The sequence below is a fragment of the Falsiroseomonas sp. RANM36 genome, assembly GCF_056682175.1.
Genome location: NZ_JBWXTD010000007.1, coordinates 209649 through 230338 on the forward strand (window position 1 = coordinate 209649; position 20690 = coordinate 230338).

At 71.2% G+C, this 20690-nt stretch carries 22 protein-coding genes; 17 read left to right on the forward strand and 5 right to left on the reverse strand.

All coding sequences use genetic code 11. The features are described from left to right. From AC1MIR_RS25150 to urtA, 5 genes are all read right to left on the reverse strand, one after another. A partial coding sequence (locus AC1MIR_RS25150; RefSeq protein ID WP_480030913.1) for an ATP-binding cassette domain-containing protein occupies positions 1-505 on the reverse strand: 505 nt, incomplete at its 3' end. 2 nt (positions 506-507) lie between these two features. Continuing rightward, positions 508-1245, reverse strand: coding sequence for an urea ABC transporter ATP-binding protein UrtD (urtD, locus tag AC1MIR_RS25155; protein ID WP_480030914.1), 738 nt, complete (start codon positions 1243-1245; stop codon positions 508-510). Next, positions 1242-2348, reverse strand: coding sequence for an urea ABC transporter permease subunit UrtC (urtC, locus tag AC1MIR_RS25160; protein ID WP_480030915.1), 1107 nt, complete (start codon positions 2346-2348; stop codon positions 1242-1244). The genes urtD and urtC overlap by 4 nt, the downstream gene beginning before the upstream one ends. Further along, complete coding sequence (gene urtB / locus AC1MIR_RS25165) at positions 2345-3916, reverse strand: urea ABC transporter permease subunit UrtB (RefSeq protein ID WP_480030916.1); 1572 nt, start codon at positions 3914-3916, stop codon at positions 2345-2347. Before urtB ends, urtC begins: the two co-directional genes overlap by 4 nt. A 43-nt stretch (positions 3917-3959) precedes the next feature. Continuing rightward, a complete protein-coding gene (gene urtA, locus AC1MIR_RS25170; RefSeq protein WP_480030917.1) occupies positions 3960-5204 on the reverse strand; it encodes an urea ABC transporter substrate-binding protein in 1245 nt (414 codons plus the stop codon). 283 nt (positions 5205-5487) lie between these two features. Here urtA and AC1MIR_RS25175 point away from each other — a divergent pair, with 283 nt between their 5' ends. The 17 genes from AC1MIR_RS25175 to AC1MIR_RS25255 all read left to right on the forward strand — a co-directional run bounded on the left by AC1MIR_RS25175 (position 5488) and on the right by AC1MIR_RS25255 (position 20642). Beyond that, positions 5488-6318 (forward strand): urease accessory protein UreD, encoded by an 831-nt coding sequence (locus AC1MIR_RS25175; RefSeq protein WP_480030918.1) that lies wholly within the window; start codon positions 5488-5490, stop codon positions 6316-6318. A gap of 43 nt (positions 6319-6361) precedes the next feature. Then, positions 6362-6664 (forward strand): urease subunit gamma, encoded by a 303-nt coding sequence (locus AC1MIR_RS25180; RefSeq protein ID WP_109873226.1) that lies wholly within the window; start codon positions 6362-6364, stop codon positions 6662-6664. Between the two features lie 8 nt (positions 6665-6672). Further along, complete coding sequence (locus tag AC1MIR_RS25185) at positions 6673-6978, forward strand: urease subunit beta (protein ID WP_480031004.1); 306 nt, start codon at positions 6673-6675, stop codon at positions 6976-6978. Continuing rightward, positions 6978-8690, forward strand: coding sequence for an urease subunit alpha (gene ureC / locus AC1MIR_RS25190; protein ID WP_480030919.1), 1713 nt, complete (start codon positions 6978-6980; stop codon positions 8688-8690). Before AC1MIR_RS25185 ends, ureC begins: the two co-directional genes overlap by 1 nt. A gap of 8 nt (positions 8691-8698) precedes the next feature. After that, a complete protein-coding gene (locus AC1MIR_RS25195; protein WP_480030920.1) occupies positions 8699-9274 on the forward strand; it encodes an urease accessory protein UreE in 576 nt (191 codons plus the stop codon). Positions 9275-9293: 19 nt separating this feature from the next. Then, complete coding sequence (locus AC1MIR_RS25200; RefSeq protein ID WP_480031005.1) at positions 9294-9950, forward strand: urease accessory protein UreF; 657 nt, start codon at positions 9294-9296, stop codon at positions 9948-9950. Then, a complete protein-coding gene (gene ureG / locus AC1MIR_RS25205) occupies positions 9947-10573 on the forward strand; it encodes an urease accessory protein UreG (protein ID WP_480030921.1) in 627 nt (208 codons plus the stop codon). Before AC1MIR_RS25200 ends, ureG begins: the two co-directional genes overlap by 4 nt. Continuing rightward, positions 10573-11133 carry a HupE/UreJ family protein gene (locus tag AC1MIR_RS25210; protein ID WP_480030922.1) on the forward strand — a complete coding sequence of 187 codons (561 nt, stop codon included), beginning with the start codon at positions 10573-10575 and terminating at the stop codon, positions 11131-11133. Before ureG ends, AC1MIR_RS25210 begins: the two co-directional genes overlap by 1 nt. Before the next feature lie 136 nt (positions 11134-11269). Further along, complete coding sequence (locus AC1MIR_RS25215; RefSeq protein WP_480030923.1) at positions 11270-12829, forward strand: ABC transporter substrate-binding protein; 1560 nt, start codon at positions 11270-11272, stop codon at positions 12827-12829. Further along, positions 12826-13833 carry an ABC transporter permease gene (locus AC1MIR_RS25220; protein ID WP_480030924.1) on the forward strand — a complete coding sequence of 336 codons (1008 nt, stop codon included), beginning with the start codon at positions 12826-12828 and terminating at the stop codon, positions 13831-13833. The genes AC1MIR_RS25215 and AC1MIR_RS25220 overlap by 4 nt, the downstream gene beginning before the upstream one ends. Then, a complete protein-coding gene (locus AC1MIR_RS25225) occupies positions 13830-14726 on the forward strand; it encodes an ABC transporter permease (protein ID WP_480030925.1) in 897 nt (298 codons plus the stop codon). The genes AC1MIR_RS25220 and AC1MIR_RS25225 overlap by 4 nt, the downstream gene beginning before the upstream one ends. A gap of 51 nt (positions 14727-14777) precedes the next feature. Then, positions 14778-15752, forward strand: a complete 975-nt coding sequence (locus AC1MIR_RS25230) for an ABC transporter ATP-binding protein (protein ID WP_480030926.1) — start codon at positions 14778-14780, stop codon at positions 15750-15752. Beyond that, on the forward strand, positions 15749-16738 hold the full coding sequence (locus AC1MIR_RS25235) for an ABC transporter ATP-binding protein (protein ID WP_480030927.1): 990 nt from the start codon (positions 15749-15751) through the stop codon (positions 16736-16738). Before AC1MIR_RS25230 ends, AC1MIR_RS25235 begins: the two co-directional genes overlap by 4 nt. Then, positions 16735-17832 carry a C45 family autoproteolytic acyltransferase/hydolase gene (locus AC1MIR_RS25240; RefSeq protein ID WP_480030928.1) on the forward strand — a complete coding sequence of 366 codons (1098 nt, stop codon included), beginning with the start codon at positions 16735-16737 and terminating at the stop codon, positions 17830-17832. Before AC1MIR_RS25235 ends, AC1MIR_RS25240 begins: the two co-directional genes overlap by 4 nt. A gap of 29 nt (positions 17833-17861) precedes the next feature. Beyond that, the gene (locus AC1MIR_RS25245) at positions 17862-18860 is read left to right on the forward strand and encodes a sigma-54 interaction domain-containing protein (protein ID WP_480030929.1); all 999 of its coding nucleotides are present in this window, start codon (positions 17862-17864) and stop codon (positions 18858-18860) included. Positions 18861-18912: 52 nt separating this feature from the next. Continuing rightward, on the forward strand, positions 18913-20319 hold the full coding sequence (locus AC1MIR_RS25250; RefSeq protein WP_480030930.1) for an acyclic terpene utilization AtuA family protein: 1407 nt from the start codon (positions 18913-18915) through the stop codon (positions 20317-20319). 2 nt (positions 20320-20321) lie between these two features. Next, positions 20322-20642 carry a DUF4387 domain-containing protein gene (locus tag AC1MIR_RS25255; protein WP_480030931.1) on the forward strand — a complete coding sequence of 107 codons (321 nt, stop codon included), beginning with the start codon at positions 20322-20324 and terminating at the stop codon, positions 20640-20642. Positions 20643-20690 lie beyond the last annotated feature (48 nt).

The window sequence follows — 20690 nt, forward strand, 5'->3', positions numbered from 1 at the left end:
CCCGCCCGCGGGGGGGGCCCCCCCCGGGGGGGCGCCGGCGCCCCCCCCGCCGGGGCGGGGCGCCGCCCCCCGGCCCGATCGCGAGTTGCTGCTGCTGCCCGCCCGAGAGATCGCCGCCGCGACGGCGCAGGAACTGGCGCAGAATGGGGAACAGGTCGAAGATCTCGCCGGGCACGCTCTTCTGGCCGCGCGGCGCGGCGGCCAGCGCGGTCTCCAGGTTCTCCTGCACCGTCAGGAAGGGGAAGATCTCGCGTCCCTGCGGCACGTAGCCGATGCCGGCGCGCGCACGTTCCGATGGCGCGAGCGCGGTGATGTCGCGGCCTTCCCAGGTGATGGTGCCGGACTTCACGCGCTCGAGCCCGATGATGGCGCGCAGCAGGGACGACTTGCCGACGCCGTTGCGGCCGAGGACGGCGGTGACCTGGCCCGGCTCGGCCGCGATCGAGACCCCGCGCAGGCAGCGGCTGGCGCCGTAGAACAGGTCGATGTTGGCGACGGTCAGCACCGCTAGCGCCCCAGATACACTTCGATCACGCGCTCGTCCTTCTGCACATGGTCGATCGAGCCTTCCGAGAGCAGGCTGCCTTCGGCCAGCACGGTCACGCGGCAGTTCAGCGCGCGGACGAACTCCAGATCGTGCTCCACCACCACCACGCTGCGCGCGCCGGCGATGCCGGCCAGAAGCCGCGCTGTGTGCTCCGTCTCGGCATCGGTCATGCCGGCGACCGGCTCATCCACCAGCAGCAGGTCCGGGTCCTGCATCAGCAGCATGCCGATCTCCAGCCATTGCCGCTGGCCATGGGAGAGGATGGCGGCCGGGTCCTGCGCGCGCTCGGCCAGGCCGATCTCGTGCAGCGTGCCCTCGATGCGCGACTTCGCCTCCCCGGTCAGCGCCCAGCGCAGACAGGCGAGGGGACCGCGCGGCGCCTTCAGCGCCAGCTCCAGGTTCTCGAACACCGTCAGCGCGTCGAACACGGTCGGCTTCTGGAACTTGCGGCCGATTCCGAGATTGGCGATCGCCGCCTCGTCCAGGCTGGTCAGGTCGGCATCGCCGAAGGTGACGATGCCTTCGGTGGGCCGCGTCCGGCCGGTGATCACATCCATCATCGTGGTCTTGCCGGCGCCGTTGGGGCCGATGACGGCGCGCAACTCCCCCGGCTCGACGATCAGCGCCAGGTTGTTCAGCGCGCGGAAGCCGTCGAAGACGACGGAGACGCCATCCAGATAGAGCCGCCGCCCCTTCATTTCGGCTGCCCTTGGGCGCGCCCCTGGATCAGCCCGATCAGGCCGCGCGGCAGGAACAGCGTGACCAGCACGAAGAGCCCGCCGAGCACGAACAGCCAGAGGTCTGGCGCGGCGCTGGTGAGCCAGGTCTTCAGCCCGTTCACCGAAAAGGCGCCGAGCACCGCGCCGACCAGCGTGCCGCGGCCGCCCACGGCCACCCAGACCACGGCCTCGATCGAGTTGCCGGGGCTGAACTCGCCCGGGTTGATGATGCCGACCTGCGGCACGTAGAGCGCGCCGGCCAGCCCCGCCATCATCGCCGAAAGCACGAAGGCGAACAGCTTGTGATGCGTGACGTCGTAGCCGAGGAAGCGTACGCGGCTCTCGGCATCGCGGATCGCGGTCAGCACGCGGCCGTATTTCGTGCCGGTGATCCAGCGGCACAGCAGGTAGCAGCCGACCAGGGATGCCAGCGAGGCATAGAACAGCGCACCCCGCGCGAAGGGCGTGTTCAGCGGCATGCCCAGCAGCTCCTTGAAGTCGGTGAAGCCGTTGTTGCCGCCGAAGCCCATGTCGTTGCGGAAGAACGCCAGCATCAGGGCGTAGGTCATCGCCTGGGTGATGATGGAGAGATAGACGCCGGTGATGCGGCTGCGGAAGCAGAGCCAGCCGAGCACGAAGGCCAGCAGGCCGGGGACCAGCAGCACCATCAGCATGGCATAGGCGAAGTTATCGAAGCCCAGCCAGTACCAGGGCAACTCCTGATAGCCCAGGAACACCATGAAGTCCGGCAGCACCGGATGGCCATAGACGCCGCGCGGCCCGATCAGCCGCATCAGATGCATCCCCATCGCATAGCCGCCAAGCGCGAAGAAGGCGCCGTGCCCGAGCGAGAGGATGCCCGCATAGCCCCAGGCGAGATCGAGCGAGAGCGCCAGGATCGCGTAGCAGATCCACTTGCCCGTGACGGAGACCAGGAAGTCGGAAACGTGCAGCGCATGGTCCTGCGGCAACTGGTTCAGCACCGGCATCGCGGCAAGGATCAGCACCGCGCCGATCAGCCCGGCGCGCAGGCCGATGCGCAGGCGGGATGCGGGGGCGCCGGGCAGGGCGGTGACGCTCATGTCTCCGCCGCCCTCCCTTTCTGCGCGAAGAGCCCGCGCGGCCGGCGCTGGATGAACAGCATGATCGCCACCAGCACGCAGACCTTGGCCAGCACCGCGCCGACCCAGGGCTCCATCACCTTGTTGACGATGCCGAGGCTGAAGGCGCCGATCAGCGTGCCCGCCAGGCTGCCGACGCCGCCGAACACCACCACCAGGAAGCTGTCGATGATGTAGCCGGTGCCAAGGTTGGGCGAGACGTTGTCGATCTGGCTGAGCGCCACGCCGGCGATGCCGGCGATGCCCGAGCCGAAGGCGAAGGTCAGCGCATCCACCCGCCCCGTGCGGATGCCCATGGAGGAGGCGATGGCGCGGCGCTGCGTCACGGCGCGCATCTCGAGGCCGAAGCGGGTGAAGCGGATCGCCGCGACGACGAGCAGCAGCACGACCAGGCTGAAGGCGAGGATCCAGAGCCGGTTCTGCGTCACCGGGATGTCACCGGGCAGCAGCAGCGTGCCCTGCATCCAGGCGGGGCTGATCACCTCGCGGTTCTGCGCGCCGAAGGCCAGCCGAACCGCCTGCTGGATCATCATGCCGACGCCGAAGGTGAGCAGCAGCGTCTCCAGCGGCCGGCCGTAGAGGTGGCGGATCAGGCCGCGTTCCATCGCGGCGCCGATCAGCGCGGTGACGAGGAAGGCGGCCGGCACCGAGAGCGGCAGGGACCAGGGCGCCAGCCAGGGAATGTCGCGCGTCAGTTCCTGCACCACGAAGGTGGTGTAGGCGCCGAGCATCACGAATTCGCCATGTGCCATGTTGATCACGCCCATGACGCCGAAGGTCACGGCCAGGCCGAGGGCGGCGAGCAGCAGCACGGAGCCGAGCGACAGTCCCTGGAACAGGGTCTCGCCCGCCTGGCGGAACGCGAGGCGCCGGTCGATCGCCGCCACCGCGGCCTCGATCTGCGGCAGCAGCGCGGCATTGGCTGCGCGCGCCTCCAGCAGGATCGAGCGCGCCTCGGGCGAGGCGGAGGCGCCAAGCGTCTCGATTCCGGCACGCTTCGCCGCCTCGTCGTCCGAGACCAGCCGGGAGGCGCCAAGCGCCAGCGTCATCCGGTCGCGAATGCGCGGATCGCTCTCGCGCGCGAGCGCCGCCTCCAGCAGCGGGACGTTCTCGGCGCTGCGGCTGCGGAACACGGCCTCGGCCGCGGCGAGCCGCTCGGCCGGATCGGGCGAGACGATCTGCAGCCGTCCGAGCGCGCCGCGCATCGCCACGCGCACGCGGTTGTTGATGGTGATGCGGGTGGGTTCGGGCGAAGGCGCCGGCACCGCGGCGCCGGTCGCAGCATCCAGCAGCCGCTCGCCGTCGCGGATCAGCAGCGTGCCGTCGCCGGCGCGCAGCAGACGGCCGTCGGCCAGCGCGCGCAGGGCGGGCAGGGCGCGCGGGTCTCCGAGCGCGCCGAGCCGGTCCACGGCCGTCGCCTGCGCGCCGAAGCCGCCGCCGAGACCTGGCAGCGCCTCGAGCACGGCGTCCTGCGCCCTCGCCGGCAACGCCGTCGCAAGCAGCAGGAGGAAAAGAAGAATGCGCTTCATGCGAGACGGGGGCGGGCGGGGCAGCGCGCCCCGCCCGCGATGCTCAGCCGCGGCGGCGGTTCGCGTTCTCGGGGATGAACTGCGACCAGTTCTCGGCCGGCACCGCATTCGGCGTCTTCCAGACGACGTTGAACTGCCCGTCCGCCTGGATCTCGCCGATCATCACCGGCTTCGACAGGTGGTGGTTCGGCAGCATCTCCTCGGTGTAGCCGGCGGGCGCGGCGAACTTCTGGCCGATCACCGCGGTGCGCACCGCATCCACCGCCGTCGTGCGCGCCTGCGCCACGGCCTGGGCCCACATGTTGAAGCCGGTGTAGGTGGCCTCCATCGGGTCGTTGGTCACGCGGCGCGGGTTCTTGATGTAGGTGCGCCAGAGGTTCAGGAACTCGGTGTTCGCCGGCGACTGCACCGACATGAAGTAGTTCCAGGCCGCCAGGTGGCCGACCAGCGGGCGGGTGTCGATGCCGGCCAGCTCCTCCTCGCCGACGGAGAAGGCGACGCAGGGGATGTCCTCGGCCTTGATGCCCTGGTTGCCGAGCTCGCGGTAGAAGGGAACGTTGGCATCGCCGTTGATGGTGGAGACGATCGCCGTCTTCTTGCCCTCGGACGCGAAGCGCTTCACGCGGGCGACGATGCCCTGCCAGTCGCTGTGCCCGAACGGGGTGTATTCCTCCATGATGTCGGCATTGGCGATGCCCTTGGAGTTCAGGAAGCCGCGCAGGATGCGGTTGGTGGTGCGCGGATAGACGTAGTCCGTGCCGAGCAGCGCGATGCGCTTCGCCTCGCCGCCATCGGCCGACATGAGGTATTCCACGGCCGGGATCGCCTGCTGGTTCGGCGCCGCGCCCGTGTAGAAGATGTTCTTGCTTTCCTCCTCGCCCTCGTACTGGACGGGGTAGAACAGCATGCCGTTCAGCTCCTCGAAGACGGGCAGCACGGACTTGCGGGAGACCGAGGTCCAGCAGCCGAAGGTGACATCCACCCGGTGCACCTGCAGCAGTTCGCGCGCCTTCTCGGCGAAAAGCGGCCAGTTGGACGCGGGGTCCACCACCACCGCCTCGAGACGACGGCCGAGCAGGCCGCCCTTGCTGTTCTGGTGCTCCACCATCATCAGCACGGTGTCCCGCAGCGCCGTCTCGCTGATCGCCATGGTGCCGGAGAGCGAATGCAGCACGCCGATCTTGATCGGGGCGGCCTGTGCCATGGATGGCCTGATGTTCGGGAAGGCGAGGGCAGCGGCGGCGCCTGTCAGCGCGGCGCGGCGGGTAAGCGTGAAGGATCGGGTCATCCGGATCGTGCCTCCTCTCGGGCATGGCGTGGGGCGGGGCGCCGCAAAGCCGGCGCGCCCACGCGCCGATGCGGAAGCAGAGCGAAATGCGTGCCAGACGCTGCGGCTGCTTCCAGGCGCCGTTTGCCGAGTTGCGGGCAGGGTCTGCCTGCGTTGCAGGCGGGCGCTGCCTCGGTCGGCAGGCGGCCTGCCGAATTACCGTGCAGATGGGTGCGCCTTCATTTTTCCGGCCCGTCCTGCGCAACGGTTCTCAGTGCCTGCGCATCGTGCAAGGCTGCGCCCGATGCCGCGCGACGTGCCGTCCATCCCACCCCATCAACGCGCCCATGGCCGCGCCGTGCTGCATGTGGTGGCGGCGCCCGGCGGCGCGCGCATCGCCGATCTTTTCCAGGCCGCGCCCCTGCGCTGGCTCTTCCCGGACCTCGAGGCGGATGAGCCGAAGCCCGGCGCGCTGGTGAATGTCGCGGGCGGGCTGGCCGGCGGCGACAGCCTGGATGTCGCGCTGCGGCTGGAGCGCGGTTCCGCCTTCACCGCCACCACGCCGGCCGCCGAGAAGCTCTATCGCAGCCTCGGCCCCGATACCGTGATCCGCAGCGACGTGGAGGTGGCGGAGCAGGCGACCTGCGAATGGCTTCCGCAGGAGACCATCCTGTTCGCGGGCGCACGGCTGGACCGGCGGCTCTCCCTGCACCTCGCGGAGGATGCGCGGCTGCTGGCGGCGGAACTTCTCGTGCTGGGCCGCGCCGCGCATGGGGAGCGTTTCTCGCGCGGGAGCGTGCGCGATGCGTGGCGCGTGCGCCGCGGCGGCCGGCTCGTCTGGGCCGATGCGCTCCGGCTCGACGATCCCGGCGCAGCGGCGGCGGATCGCTTCGCGCTGGGCGGGGCGAATGCCGCGGCGACGCTGCTGCTGGCCGCGCCGGACGCGGCTGCGCATCGCGACATGGCAAGGGAACTCGCCGCCGGCGGCGCCAGCCTGGTGGCGCCCGGCCTGCTGGTCGCGCGCTGGCTCGGCGAGGCCGGCGCCGTGCGCGGCGCGCTGGGTTCCGCCATCTGCGCCCTGCGCGCCGCGGCCTTCGGCCACCCGCCGCGGCTGCCGAGGCTCTGGCGCACATGACGCCTCCTGCGCCATGCTGATCGGGAAGGATTGAGGGCACGCGATGAACCTGACCCCGCGGGAGAAGGACAAGCTGCTGGTCGCGATGGCGGCGATGGTCGCGCGGCGCCGGCTGGAGCGCGGCGTGAAGCTGAACCACCCCGAGGCGGTGGCGCTGATCACCGACTTCGTGGTCGAAGGCGCGCGAGACGGGCGCAGCGTCGCGGAACTGATGCGGGAGGGCGCGAAGGTGATCACCCGCGCGCAGGTGATGGAGGGCGTGGCGGAGATGATCCACGAGATCCAGGTGGAAGCCACCTTCCCGGACGGCACCAAGCTCGTCACCGTCCATGAGCCGATCCGATGAGCGCGCCGATGATCCCGGGTGAGCTGTTCGCCGCCGATGGCGAGATCGAGCTGAACGCCGGCCGCCCTGTCACGGAGCTCGAAGTGGCCAACACCGGCGACCGTCCGGTGCAGGTCGGCAGCCATTACCACTTCGCCGAGACGAACCCGGCGCTGGCCTTCGACCGCGCAAAGGCGCGCGGCCAGCGCCTCGACATCGCCGCCGGCACGGCGGTGCGCTTCGAGCCGGGGCAGACGCGCACCGTGCGCCTTGTGCCCTTCGCCGGCGCACGCATCGTGCACGGCTTCCGCGGCGAGACGGAAGGGAAGGTCTGATGCCCGCCCGCATTTCCCGCCGCGCCTATGCCGGCATGTATGGGCCGACCACCGGCGACCGCCTGCGCCTGGCCGACACCGACCTGATCATCGAGGTGGAGCGCGACCTCACCACCTATGGCGAGGAGGTGAAGTTCGGCGGCGGCAAGGTCATCCGCGACGGCATGGGCCAGAGCCAGGTCACGCGCGCCGGCGGTGCGATGGATACGGTGATCACGAACGCGCTCATCGTGGACCATACCGGCATCTACAAGGCCGATGTCGGGCTTCGCGACGGGCGCATCGCGGCGATCGGCAAGGCCGGCAATCCGGACACGCAGCCCGGCGTGACCATCATCATCGGTCCGGGCACCGAGATCATCGCCGGCGAGGGCCGCATCCTGACCGCCGGCGGCATCGACCCGCATATCCACTTCATCTGCCCGCAGCAGATCGAGGAGGCGCTGGCGTCGGGCATCACCACCATGTTCGGTGGCGGCACCGGCCCCGCGCATGGCACGCTCGCCACCACCTGCACGCCGGGCCCCTGGCATCTCGCGCGCATGCTGCAGGCGGCCGAGGCCTTCCCGATGAATCTGGGCTTCCTCGGCAAGGGCAATGCCGCGCTGCCGGATGCGCTCGAGGAACAGATCCGCGCCGGCGCCTGCGGGCTGAAGCTGCACGAGGACTGGGGCACGACGCCGAAGGCGATCGACACCTGCCTCGACGTCGCGGACCGCTTCGACATCCAGGTGGCGATCCACACGGACACGCTGAACGAGAGCGGCTTCGTGGACAGCACCATCGCCGCGGTCGCCGGGCGCACCATCCAGGCCTTCCACGCGGAAGGCGCGGGCGGCGGCCATGCGCCGGACATCCTGCGCGTGGTCGGCGAGCCGAACTTCCTGCCGAGCAGCACCAACCCGACCATGCCCTACACCGTCAACACGGTGGACGAGCACCTCGACATGCTGATGGTGTGCCACCACCTCGATCCGCGCATCCCGGAGGACATCGCCTTCGCGGAAAGCCGCATCCGCAAGGAGACGATCGCGGCGGAGGACATCCTGCACGACATCGGCGCGATCAGCATGATGTCCTCCGACAGCCAGGCGATGGGCCGCGTCGGCGAGGTCATCACCCGCACCTGGCAGACCGCGCACAAGATGAAGGTGCAGCGCGGCCGCCTGCCGGAGGAGAGCGGCGAGAACGACAACCTCCGCGTCCGCCGCTACATCGCGAAATACACGATCAACCCCGCGCTGGCGCAGGGCATCGCGCTGCATGTCGGCAGCGTGGAGGTCGGCAAGCTGGCCGACCTGGTGCTGTGGTCGCCGGCCTTCTTCGGGGTGAAGCCGGACTACGTCCTGAAATGCGGCAGCATCGCGCTGGTGCCGATGGGCGATCCCAACGCCTCCATCCCCACGCCGCAGCCGGTGCATTACCGCCCGATGTTCGGCGCCTTCGGTCGCGCGGGCCTGCTGAGCTCCGTCACCTTCGTCAGCCAGGCGGCGCATGAGGCCGGCATCGCGCAGGAACTCGGACTGACGCGACCCCTGCTGCCGGTCGGCGGCACGCGCGGTGCGCTGGGCAAGAAGGACATGGTCCTGAACAGCGCGCTGCCGAAGATCGAGGTGGATCCGGAGACCTACGAGGTGCGCGCGGACGGCCAGCTGCTGGTCTGCGAGCCCGCCAAGGTGCTGCCGCTGGCGCAGCGCTACTTCCTGTTCTGAGGAGCACGATGGAGGAAAGCATTCCCCGCGCCACGGCCGTCGCGGCCGCCGGCGCCTGGCCCGAGGCGGAGATGCGCGACACCGTCACGGTGGATTTCGATGATCGCTTCCGCCGCCGCAAGCTCTACACGGGCGAGGGCGGCCTCGCCTTCCTGCTCGACCTGCCCGAGGCGCAGGTGTTGCGGGAGGGCGATGGCCTTGCGCTCGCCTCCGGCGGCTATGTCCGCGTGAAGGCCGCGTCGGAGCCGCTGGTGGAGGTGACGGCCAGCGACCCGCAGCATCTGCTGCGCCTGGCCTGGCATCTCGGCAACCGGCACCTGCCGGCCGAGATCGCCGCGACGCACATCCTGATCCGCCACGACCACGTCATCCTGCGCATGCTGGAAGGCCTGGGCGCGACGGTGCGGAAGGTGGATGCGCCCTTCAATCCCGAGGGCGGCGCCTATGGCGAGCACAACCGCGCGCCCGGCCACCCGCACGGGCACCACCACCACGATCATCACCACGAACACGACCACGGGCACGACCACGGGCACGATCACCATCACCATCACGATGGCTGCGACCACGACCACCACCACTGACGCCGCGCTCGCGCGGCTGATGGCATGGTTGTCGCCGGCCTATCCGGTCGGCGCCTTCTCCTACAGCCACGGGCTGGAGATGGCGGTCGAGGAGGGCGCCGTCGCACGGCGCGACGACCTGGTCGCCTATGTGGAAGCCGCCGTGCTGCGCGGCGCCGGCGCCGTGGATGCGGGCCTGCTCGCGCTGGCCTGGCGCGCGGCCGATGCCGGCGACGACGCGGCGCTGGACGCGATCGTGGACCTCGGCGCCGCCTGGCGCGGCACGGCGGAACTGGCGCTGGAGGCGATGCAGCCCGGCGCCGCCTTCGCCTCCGTCACCCTCGCCGCCTGGCCCGAGCCGCGCTTCGCCGCCTTCGCGGCGCGCCATCCGGGCCGCCTGACGCATGCGGTGGCCTTCGGCGCAGCCGCCGCGTGGCATGGAATGAAGCTGCGCGCCGCCTGCTTCGGCTGGCTCAATGCCTTCGCCGCCAACATCGTCTCCGCCGGCGTCAGGCTCGTGCCGCTCGGCCAGACCGACGGGCAGATCGCGACCGCCGCGCTGCTGCCTGCGATCGCCGCGGCGACGGAGGCCGCGCTCGCCGTGGAGGACGCGGACGCGCTTGGCAGCGCCGCGCTTGCCATCGACCTCTTCTCCATGCGTCACGAGACGCAATACACGAGGCTGTTCAGATCATGAGCGGACATGGCCCTTTTCGCGTGGGCGTCGGCGGTCCCGTCGGTTCCGGCAAGACCGCGCTGGTGGACCGGCTGTGCAAATACATGCGCGACGGCAACGAGGTCGCGGCGATCACCAACGACATCTACACGAAGGAAGACGCGGAATTCCTGACGCGCTCCGGTGCGCTGGCGCCGGACCGCATCATGGGCGTGGAGACCGGCGGCTGCCCGCACACCGCGATCCGCGAGGACGCCTCCATCAACCTCGCGGCCGTCGCGGAGATGTCGCAGCGCTTCCCGCAGCTCGAGATCCTGTTCATCGAAAGCGGCGGCGACAACCTGGCCGCCACCTTCAGCCCCGAACTCGCCGACCTGACGATCTACGTCATCGACGTGAGTGCGGGCGACAAGATCCCGCGCAAGGGCGGGCCGGGCATCACCCGCTCCGACCTGCTGGTCATCAACAAGACGGATCTCGCACCGCTGGTCGGCGCGGATCTCGGCGTCATGGACCGCGACGCGCGCAGGATGCGCGGCCAGCGGCCCTTCATGTTCACCAACCTCAAGGAGAACCGGGGCGTGGCGGAGATCGCATCCTTCATCCTCAAGGCGGGCGGGCTGACGTCCCGCAAGGCGGCGTGATGCGCGCGGCCCTCTTCCTCGCGGCGCTGCTGCTGCCGCTGCCGGCACTGGCGCATACCGGCGCAGCTGGCGCGCATGGCCTGATGGCGGGGCTGCTGCATCCTCTCTGCGGACTCGACCATGTCGTGGCGATGATCGCCGTCGGATTGTGGGCCGGCGTGCTCGGCAGTCGCGCGTTGCTGCTGCCGGTCGCGTTCCTGGCCGGAATGGCGGCGGGCGGCGCGCTGGGCATGGCCGGCGTGCCGCTACCGTTCGTGGAGCATGGCATCCTCGTCTCCATGATCGTGCTGGGCGGCCTCGTCGCGGTCGCCGCGCGGGTTCCCTTGGGTGTCGCGATGGCAGTGGCGGCCTGCTTCGGCACCCTGCATGGCCATGCCCATGGCACCGAGATGGTGGGCGGCGCGCTCGGCTATGCGGCCGGCTTCCTCATCGCCACCGCGGCGCTGCACGGGGCGGGGCTGCTGCTGGCCAGGGGCGCCGAGCGCGCCGGGATGAGGGGGACGACTCGGCTGGCCGGCGCCGCCGGCGCGGTCGCCGGGTTCGCGCTGATCCTGACCTGAACGACGCGCGGCTTTCGCGCCAAGGCGTGAGAGCCGCGCATCATCGGGTCGGAAGAGCCGGCTTCGGGCGTGCGCCGGGCCCGGCACGCCGCTTGCTCTGCCACTGTTCGGCTTCACGAACGGGACGGTAGGACGCATGAAAACCACACGCCGCACGGCCCTTCTCGGCGCGCTCGCCGCGCCTTCCCTCGCTTTGGCGCCGCGAGCCACGCGTGCCCAGGGCGCCGCGCGCGAGGTGCGCGTGGGTTTCACGCAGGACGCGCTGACCCTCGACCCGGCCAACCACCGCAACCGGGAGACGCAGACCGTCATCCGCAACATGCATGACGGCCTGCTGACCCGCGACGCGCGGATGCGCATCCAGCCGGAGATCGCCGAAAGCATCCGTGCCGTGGATCCGAAGACCTACGAGGTCCGCATCCGCGACGGCATCCGCTTCCATTCCGGCGATGCGCTGACCGCGGAAGACGTCGCCTTCACCATCAACCGCCTGGTCAAGCCGAACGCGATGGGCGGCCAGACCAGCCCGCGCAAGAGCCTGCTCGGCCCGGTGGAGGATGCCGCCGTGGTCGATCCGCGCACGGTCCGCCTGAACATGTCCGCACCCTGGGCGCTGCTGCAGGCGATGCTGCCCTTCCAGGAGATGGTGAACCGGCGCCATGTCGAGCGCGTCGGCCAGGAAGGCATGCAGACCCGGCCCGACGGCTGCGGCCCCTTCAAGCTGGTGGACTGGCGGCGCGGCGAGGCGGTGATCATGGAACGCTTCGCGCAATACTATGGTGGCTCGCCTGAGATCCCGCCCGCCGGCCCGGCGCAGGTGGACCGCGTGATCTTCCGCGTCCTCAGCGAGAATTCCTCCCGCGTCGCCGCGCTGCTGGCCGGCGAGGTGGACATCATCAACGACCTGCCGCCTTCCGCCATGCGGCAGGTGGAAGCCAGCCGGAATGCGCAGGTGGCCAAGGTGAACGGCACGCGCACCTTCTTCGTCTCGCTCAACCTGGCGAAGAAGCCCTTCGACGACGTGCGAGTGCGCCGCGCGCTCAATCACGCGCTGGACAAGGGCGCGATCATCTCCCGTATCCTCGGCAACACCGCGACGCCGCTGCGCGGCGTGATGAGCCCGGACGCCTTCGCCTTCAATCCGGACCTGCCGGAGTACGGCTTCGACCTCGACCGCGCCAAGGCGCTGCTGGCCGAGGCCGGCGTCGCGCAGGGGACGGAGATGGTGATCGACACCACCGGCGCGACGCGCGAGATCGCCGAGGCGATCGCCGCGCTGCTCTCGCGCACCGGGCTGCGCGTGCGCGCGCAGGTCTGGGAAGGCGCGGTGCTGAGCCCGATGTGGCAGAACGCCGAGCGGCGGCGCGAGCGCGACATGTACCTCACCTCCTGGGGCAATGGCGCGCTCGATCCCTCGGACATCATGCTGCCCACGCTGAAGACCGGCGGGCGCGGCAATTCCGCCGGCTTCTCGAACGCCGAGGTGGACCGCCTGCTCGACGCGGCGGAGACCGAGGTGGACCAGGAGAAGCGGCGCCAGGGCTATCTGCGCGCGCAGCAGATCGTCAGCGAGCAGGCGCCCTGGATCTTCCTCTGGCTGCCGCAGGACATCTACGGCGTCTCCCGCCGCATCGCCGGCTGGCAGCCGCAGGCCGACAGCCGGATCAACCTGCACCGGGTGCGGATCGCCGGGTGAGCCTCTCGAGGATCCTCGAACGGCTCGTCCAGCTTCCCATCGTCCTGCTCGGCGTCAGCGTCATCGTCTTCGGGATGATGGCCCTGACGCCGGGCGATCCCGTGGAGATCATGCTCGCCGACCAGCGGGCGACCGAGGAGCAGGCGGCCTCGCTGCGCCACGACCTCGGGCTCGACCGCCCGCTGGCCGAGCGTTTCGTCGTGTTCCTCGGCAACGCGGTCACCGGCGATTTCGGCATCTCCTTCTTCCACCGCCGCCCGGTCTTCGACGTGATCGCCGAGCGCCTGCCGGCGACGATCGAACTCACGCTGGTCGCGCTGCTGGTGGCGGTCGCGGTCGCCCTGCCGCTCGGCGTCGCCGCGGCGGTGAAGCGCGACTCCTGGCTGGACCGGGCGCTCTCGGCCATTTCGCTGTTCGGCGTCTCGCTGCCGGGATTCTGGTTCGGCATCCTGCTGATCCTGCTCTTCGCCGTGCATCTCGGCTGGTTTCCGGTGGGCGGCCGAATCCCCTTCGACGCGGAGGTCGCCCGCGTCACGGGCTTCCTGCTGATCGACACGATCCTGGCGGGCCGGCCCGACGCCTTCCTGCGCGCGCTGTCGCACCTGGCGCTGCCCGCCATCACGCTCGGCCTCCCCACCGCCGCCCTGCTCGCGCGCGTGATCCGCAGCGCGATGGCCGAGGTGCTGGCCACCGACTACGTGCTCTTCGCCGAGGCGAAGGGCCTTTCGCGCCGGCGCGTGCTGTTCCTGCATGCGCTGAAGAACGCGCTGATCCCGGCCGTGACGGTGCTGGCCATCGAGACCGGCTCGCTGCTCGGCGGCAACATGATCGTGGAGACGGTGTTCGGCTGGCCCGGCCTCGGCCGGCTGGTGGTGGAGAGCATCTTCGCCCGCAACTACCCGCTGGTTCAGGCCGCGGTGCTGCTCTACGCGGTCACCTATGTCCTGCTGAACTTCTGCGCGGACCTGCTCTATGCGGCGCTGAACCCCAAGGTGCGGCTGTGAGCACGACACTGGCCGAAGCGCCGCCGCTCTCGCCCACGCAACTCGCCCTGCGGCGCCTGGCGGGCAACCGCACGGCGGTGCTGGCCAGCGCGATCGTGCTGGTCTTCGTGCTGCTCGCGCTCTTCGCCCCCTGGATCGCGCCGCACGACCCGGCCGATGCCGACCTGTTCCGCCGCCTCTGCGCGCCGGCCTGGGCAGCGGAGAACACCGAGCCGGGCTTCCTGCTGGGCTGCGACGCGCTCGGGCGGGACATCCTCTCCCGCCTGATCCACGGCGCGCGGGTCTCGTTGTCGGTTGCCGCGCTGGTGGTCTGCATCGCGGCCGTGATCGGCACGCTGGCCGGGCTCGCGGCCGGCTATCTGCGCGGCTGGACCGACACCATCGTCTCACGCCTGGTGGATACGCTGCTTGGCTTTCCCTACCTGGTCTTCGCCATCGGGCTGATGGCGATGATGGGCCCGGGCCTGCACAACATCGTCCTCGCCCTGGTGCTCAAGGAATGGGTCTTCACCTGCCGCGTCGTGCGCGGCGAGACGCTGGCGGCGCGCGAGCAGGACTATGTGGAGGCCGCGCGCGCGCTGGGCTGCACGCCGCGCCACATCATGCTGCGGGAGATCCTGCCGAACGTCCTCTCGCCGGTTCTCGTCGTCGCCACCTTCCGCATGGCCTATGTGATCATCATGGAGGCCTCGCTCTCCTTCCTCGGCCTCGGCGTGCAGCCGCCGACGCCGAGCTGGGGCTCGATGGTGGCGGATGGCCGCGACTTCCTGGTGGATGCCTGGTGGGTCTCGACGCTGCCGGGCCTCTGCATCCTGGCCCTCGTTCTCTCCATCAACCTCGCCAGCCAGGGCATGCGCGACGCCTTCGACCCGCGCCTGCACCAGTCCTCGTGAGCGCGCATGCGATCGCAGGAGGGCGCAGCGAGCATCGCGAGCGAGGACCGGATGCGTGAATCGCTCGCGCTCTTGTCGGTGCGTGGGCTGCGCACGGTCTTTCCCACGCGCCGCGGCCTGCTCGCCGCGGCCGATGGCGTGGACTTCGACATCGCGGAAGGCGAGGCGCTTGGTGTCGTGGGGGAAAGCGGGTCGGGCAAATCCGTCACCTTCCTCTCGGTCCTCGGACTGGTGCGGCCGCCAGGCAAGGTGGAACGCGGGGAAATCCTGTTCGACGGCCAGGACCTGCGCCGCCTTCCCGCCCATGCGCTGCGCGCGCTGCGCGGGCGCATGGTGGCGCTCGCCATGCAGGATGCGCTCTCCGCGCTCAATCCCGCGCTGACCATCGGCACCCAGATCACCGAGACGCTGCGCGCCCACGCCATCCCGGGCGATCCGCGCGCGGAAGCGGTCCGGCTGCTCGACCGGGTCGGCATCCCGGACGCCGCGCGCCGGCTCGGCGACTATCCGCACCAGTTCTCCGGCGGCATGCGCCAGCGCGCGATGATCGCCATCTCGCTCTCCGCCCGCCCGCGGCTGCTGGTGGCGGATGAGCCGACCACGGCGCTGGACGTGACGATCCGCGCCCAGGTGCTCGACCTGCTGGACGAGCTGCGCGCCGAGCAGGGCCTTGCCGTCGCGATGATCACCCACGACCTCGCCGTGGTGGCGGAACGCTGCCCGCGGGTGATGGTGATGTATGCCGGCCAGGTGGTGGAGACCGGCCCGACCGCGGAGGTCATCGCGCGCCCGCGCCACCCCTACACGCGCGGCCTGATGGACAGCCTGCCGCGCCTCGAGGACCCCGACCGGCCGCTGCACGCCATCCCCGGCCAGGTGCCGGACCTCGCCACGGTGGATGCCGGGTGCCGCTTCCGGAACCGCTGCGCGCTGGCGGTCGCGGCCTGCGCCCAGCCCGTCGCGCTGGCGCCGGCCGGCGATGCGCGCCTCTCGCGCTGCATCCGCGCGGCCGAGGTCTCGCCATGACCGCGCTGCTGCAAGCGCAGGGGCTGACGAAGCACTACGCGCTCGGTCACGGGCTCGGCGAGCGCCTGCTGCGCCGCCCGCCGCGCCTGGTGCGCGCCGTGGAAGGCGTGGACATCGCGGTCGGCCGCGGCGAGACGCTCGGCCTGATCGGCGAGAGCGGCTGCGGCAAGTCCACCCTCGGCCGGCTGCTGCTGCGCCTGCATGCGCCGAGTGCGGGCGCGATCCGCTTCGACGGGCAGGACATCACGCATCTGCCCGATGCCGCGATGCGCCCGCTGCGGCGGCGCATGCAGATCATCTTCCAGGACCCCTACGCCTCGCTCAATCCGCGCCGCACGGTGCGGGAGATCGTCGGCCTGCCGCTGGTCCTGCATGAGGGGCTGCGCGGCGCGGAACTCGAGCGGCGCGTCGGCGCCATGCTGGACCGCGTGGGCCTGGCGCGCGCGCATCTCGAACGCTACCCGCACCAGTTCTCCGGCGGCCAGCGCCAGCGCATCGGCATCGCGCGCGCGCTGATCCTGCGGCCCGACTTCGTGGTGTGCGACGAGCCGGTCTCGGCGCTCGACGTCTCGGTGCAGGCGCAGGTGCTGTCCCTGCTGCGGGAGCTGCGCGACGAGATGGGCCTCGCGCTGCTCTTCATCTCGCATGACCTCGCGGTGGTCGCGCATCTCGCCGCGCGCATCGCCGTGATGTATCTGGGCCGCGTCGTCGAGGAAGGCCCGCGCGACGCGCTGATCCGCCGCCCCGCGCATCCCTACACCCGCGCGCTGCTCGCCGCCGTGCCGCGGCTCGATGCGCCGGAGGTGCGCCGGCCCGCGCCGCCCGGCGACCTGCCCTCGCCTTTGGCGCCGCCGCCCGGCTGTCCGTTCCATCCGCGCTGCCCGGAGGCCGGGCCGCGCTGCCGCGCGGAAGCGCCCCGGCGCGTGGCGCTGGCCGATGCCGGGCATGCGGTGGCCTGCCATGCGCGCGACGGAGGCGTGGGATGAGCCGGGTCGTGGTGCTGCGTGGCGACGCGCGGGCGCGGGGGCTGGGCCAGGCGCAGTCCTGCCCCGAGATGGCGGAGGCGGTGCGGTCCGCCATCCGCACGCGCCTTGCCGGCACGCCGCGCGACGCCGCCTTCCTTGCCGCGCAACGCGGCGCGACACTGGCCTTGGCCCCGGAAGCCTGGGAGGAATGCGCCGGCATCGCGGCGGGCTTCGGCCTGGACGCCGACGAGGTCTTCGATTTCCTCCATCTCGGCTGCCTCGCGGACCTCGCACGCCTGGCAGCGGAGCCGGATGGCTGCACCGCCTTCGCGCGCGACGGCGTGGTGGCGAAGAACCGCGACTTCCGCCCCGAGCATGTCGCGCTGCAACGCATCTTCCTGCTGCAGGACCCGGCCTGGCGCGGCCGCCGCATCCTCTGCGTCGGCTCGCTCGGCGCGCCCGGCGCGTGGTCCTCGGGCATGAACAGCGACGGCTTCGCGCTGGCGGACACCCAGATCGCCACCGCCGATCACGGGCCCGGGATGCTGCGCTACTTTCTGATGAACCGCCTCCTCGCCGGCTGCGCCACGGTGGCGGAGGCGTTGGCGGCGATCCGCGCCATGCCGCATGCCGGCGGCGGCAGCCTGGTGATGGCCGATGCCTCCGGCGCCGGCGCGGCGGTGGAATTGCGCCATGGCCGCGTGGACATCGAGCAGGGCGCGTGCGTCTCGCGCACCAACCACTACACCGCGGCGCCGGAACGCCTGGCGGCGGTCGCACATTCCGCCGGCCGGCTGGAGACGCTGCGCACCGCCCTGGCCGAAGGCGCGCGCGATCCACGCAAGCTCTCCTCCGCGCGCGATCCGCGCGACCTTTCTTCCGCGCGCGATCCGCGCGACCTTTCTTCCGCGCGCGATCCGCGCGACCTGCTCGCGCTCCACGCGCCGACCGCCATCTGCCGCCACGCGCCCGATCCGTCCCCGACGCTGGCCGGCGCCGTCTGGGACACGCTGCACGGCACGGCGCGGATCGCCCTCGGCCCGCCCTGCAGCACGCCCTGGCGGATATTCGAACCCGCGGCCGGCGGATGGCGCGAAACCCACGCCTCGGCGTAAACTCCGCGCCGGAGGCGGCCGGAGGCGCCATGTCGCAGGGCGAGCTGCTGGGCGAGCACGAAAGCATCCGCGCGGTGCGCGCGCTGGTGGCGCGCATAGCCGCCAGCCCCGTCCACCAGGTGCTGATCTACGGCGAGACCGGCACCGGCAAGGGGCTGGTGGCGCGGATGATCCATCGCCTGTCGAAGCGCGCCGGCCGCGCCTTCGTGGATGTGAACTGCGCGGCCATCCCGGCCAGCCTGATGGAAAGCGAGCTGTTCGGCCATGAGCGCGGCGCCTTCACCGGCGCCGCCACGGCCAAGCCAGGCCTGATCGAGGCGGCCGATGGCGGCACGCTGTTCCTGGACGAGATCCGGGAGATGGACCCCCAGCTCCAGGCCAAGCTGCTGACGCTGCTGGACACCCAGCGCTTCCGCCGGGTCGGCGCGGTGAAGTCCATCGCCGTGGATGTCCGCTTCGTCGCCGCCACCAACAAGATCCTGCTCTCCGAAGTCGCGGCCGGCCGCTTCCGCGACGACCTGTACTGGCGGCTGCAGGTGGTGCCGGTGAACATCCCGCCGCTGCGCGCCCGCGGCGACGACGTGCTGTTGCTGGCGGACGCCTTCCTGGCCCATCACGGCGCGCGCTGCGGCCGCGTGATCCGGGGGCTGGAGCCGGCCGTGACGGAGGCCTTCCGCCGCTACTCCTGGCCCGGCAATGTCCGCGAACTGGAGAACCTGATCGAGCGCATCGCGATCCTGGAATCGGAGGACCGGGTGCTGATGCGCCACCTGCCCGATCGCCTGGTGCGGGAGGTGGAAGGCCGCGCGCCGCCGCCGATCGCGGGCATGGGGGGCCAGGGGGCTGAGCATCTGCCCCTGCATCTCGGCTTCCATGCCGGCACCGAGGATTTCCAGCGCGCGCTGATCACGGCCGCGCTCAAGGAAGCCGGGGGCCGGCATGGCCGTGCCGCGCAGCGTCTTCGCCTGTCGCGCCACGCGCTGCGCCACCAGATGCTGAAGCTCGGCATGGCGCTTCCGACCGGCTGACCGCGCCGGCGGGCGAGGAGCCGCTTGGCACGGCGCGTGCAAAGACGTGCCCATGTCACGGACGCACGGCATGACCGACATCACCATCCTCTGCCCCACCGGCCATCTCGGCTTCACGCCGCTCGAGCCGGATTCCTTCCGCGCCGGCTGCGCGCTGAAGCCGGATTTCATCATCGCGGACAGCGGCTCCTGCGACATCGGCCCCTATCCGCTCGGCGCCGACGGCCAGGCAAGCCCCGCCGCCTGGCAGCGGCATGACCTCGAGATCATGCTGACGGAGGCGCGCCGGCTCGGCGTGCCGATGATCGTCGGCTCCGCCAGCGACACCGGCACCGATCGCGGCGTGCGGCAATTCGCCGAGATCATCCGCGACATCGCGGCGGAGAAGGGGATGGCGCCCTTCCGCATGGCGACGATCTTCTCCGAACTGAGCCGTGAGCAGGTCCTGGCCCGGATGCAGGCCGGCAGCACGATCCAGGGCCTGGACGGTCGCCCCGACGCCGATGCGGCGCTGATCGGCCGTACCGACCGCATCGTGGCGGTGATGGGTGCGGAGCCGATCGCCGCCGCGCTCGCCGCCGGCGCCGATGTGGTGATCGCCGGCCGCGCTTCCGACTGCGCGCTGTTCGCCGCGCCGCTGCTGAACGCCGGCATGTCGCCAGCCACGGCCTACTACGCCGGCAAGCTGATGGAATGCGCCTCCTTCTGCTGCGAGCCCTTCATGGGCAAGGAGAGCATCTTCGGTCGCATCAGCGAGGACGACATCCGAGTCACCGCCATGCATCCCGGCCAGCGCTGCACGCCGGCCTCGCTCGCCAGCCACGCGATGTACGAACGCCGCGACCCGTTCCGCGAATATGTCGCCTCCGGCTACGTGGACATGACGCATGTCCGCTACGCGCAGTGGGACGAGAAGACGGCGCGCGCCACCGGCGCCACCTTCGTCCCGAGCGCGCAGCCGATGGTGAAGCTGGAAGGCGCGGGGAAGGTGGGCGAGCGGCGGCTGGCCATCGTCGGCATCCGCGATCCCTACACGATCGAGAACATCGACAAGGCGATGGACTGGGCGCGCGCGCGCCTGGCGGAGCGTTTCGGCGCGCCGGAGACCGCCGGCTGGACCGTCCACTACCACGTCTATGGCCGCGACGGCGTGATGGGCAGCCTGGAGCCTTCCCCGCCGTTGCGCCCGCATGAGCTCGGCATCGTGGTCGAGACGGTGTGCCAGGATGCGAAGCGCGCGGAGGAGATCTGCGCCTTGGCGTCGCGCAACCTGTTCTACGCGCGGCTGAAGGAGGTGAAGGGCACCGCCGGCGCCGCGGCGCTGATGTCGGACGAGATCCTGGTCGGCAAGCCCGGCTACGAATGGACGCTGAACCACGTGATGCCCGTGCGCGACGCGTCGGAGCTGTTCCGCACCGAGTTCGGCACCGTGGGCGGCGCGGCAAGGAAGGCGGCCTGACCATGCGCAACATGCCGACGCTGCGCGACCTGGCCAGCACCATCCGCAGCAAGAATGCCGGGGTGGACCACATCACCTTCGACCTGATTTTCCGGGAGCGCGCGAATTTCGAGCGCGTGCGGGATTCCGGCGTGCTCAGCCGCGCGAAGGTCGCCGCGCTCTACAACATCCCCGAGACGCGGGTGACCGACTTCGTGGTGTTCGAGCCTGCGAACGCCATCAAGTTCACCATCCGTCGCGAGCGTCCCTCCGGCAGCCCCGGCGAGCACGACGTCTTCGGCGCCCAGCAATACGCGCCGCTGTTCGACGTGGAGGTGCCGTAGCCCCCACCCCGACCAGCCTTCGCAGCAGGCGGCTTGCGCCGCCTGGCT

Excerpts from the sequence above, each read along its gene's own strand:
- urtD (WP_480030914.1), bottom strand. The coding sequence starts at position 1,245 with ATGAAGGGGCGGCGGCTCTATCTGGATGGCGTCTCCGTCGTCTTCGAC.
- urtC (WP_480030915.1), bottom strand. The coding sequence starts at position 2,348 with ATGAGCGTCACCGCCCTGCCCGGCGCCCCCGCATCCCGCCTGCGCATC.
- urtB (WP_480030916.1), bottom strand. The coding sequence starts at position 3,916 with ATGAAGCGCATTCTTCTTTTCCTCCTGCTGCTTGCGACGGCGTTGCCG.
- urtA (WP_480030917.1), bottom strand. The coding sequence starts at position 5,204 with ATGACCCGATCCTTCACGCTTACCCGCCGCGCCGCGCTGACAGGCGCC.
- AC1MIR_RS25175 (WP_480030918.1), top strand. The coding sequence starts at position 5,488 with ATGCCGCGCGACGTGCCGTCCATCCCACCCCATCAACGCGCCCATGGC.
- AC1MIR_RS25180 (WP_109873226.1), top strand. The coding sequence starts at position 6,362 with ATGAACCTGACCCCGCGGGAGAAGGACAAGCTGCTGGTCGCGATGGCG.
- AC1MIR_RS25185 (WP_480031004.1), top strand. The coding sequence starts at position 6,673 with ATGATCCCGGGTGAGCTGTTCGCCGCCGATGGCGAGATCGAGCTGAAC.
- ureC (WP_480030919.1), top strand. The coding sequence starts at position 6,978 with ATGCCCGCCCGCATTTCCCGCCGCGCCTATGCCGGCATGTATGGGCCG.
- AC1MIR_RS25195 (WP_480030920.1), top strand. The coding sequence starts at position 8,699 with ATGGAGGAAAGCATTCCCCGCGCCACGGCCGTCGCGGCCGCCGGCGCC.
- AC1MIR_RS25200 (WP_480031005.1), top strand. The coding sequence starts at position 9,294 with ATGGCATGGTTGTCGCCGGCCTATCCGGTCGGCGCCTTCTCCTACAGC.
- ureG (WP_480030921.1), top strand. The coding sequence starts at position 9,947 with ATGAGCGGACATGGCCCTTTTCGCGTGGGCGTCGGCGGTCCCGTCGGT.
- AC1MIR_RS25210 (WP_480030922.1), top strand. The coding sequence starts at position 10,573 with ATGCGCGCGGCCCTCTTCCTCGCGGCGCTGCTGCTGCCGCTGCCGGCA.
- AC1MIR_RS25215 (WP_480030923.1), top strand. The coding sequence starts at position 11,270 with ATGAAAACCACACGCCGCACGGCCCTTCTCGGCGCGCTCGCCGCGCCT.
- AC1MIR_RS25230 (WP_480030926.1), top strand. The coding sequence starts at position 14,778 with ATGCGTGAATCGCTCGCGCTCTTGTCGGTGCGTGGGCTGCGCACGGTC.
- AC1MIR_RS25235 (WP_480030927.1), top strand. The coding sequence starts at position 15,749 with ATGACCGCGCTGCTGCAAGCGCAGGGGCTGACGAAGCACTACGCGCTC.
- AC1MIR_RS25240 (WP_480030928.1), top strand. The coding sequence starts at position 16,735 with ATGAGCCGGGTCGTGGTGCTGCGTGGCGACGCGCGGGCGCGGGGGCTG.
- AC1MIR_RS25245 (WP_480030929.1), top strand. The coding sequence starts at position 17,862 with ATGTCGCAGGGCGAGCTGCTGGGCGAGCACGAAAGCATCCGCGCGGTG.
- AC1MIR_RS25250 (WP_480030930.1), top strand. The coding sequence starts at position 18,913 with ATGTCACGGACGCACGGCATGACCGACATCACCATCCTCTGCCCCACC.
- AC1MIR_RS25255 (WP_480030931.1), top strand. The coding sequence starts at position 20,322 with ATGCGCAACATGCCGACGCTGCGCGACCTGGCCAGCACCATCCGCAGC.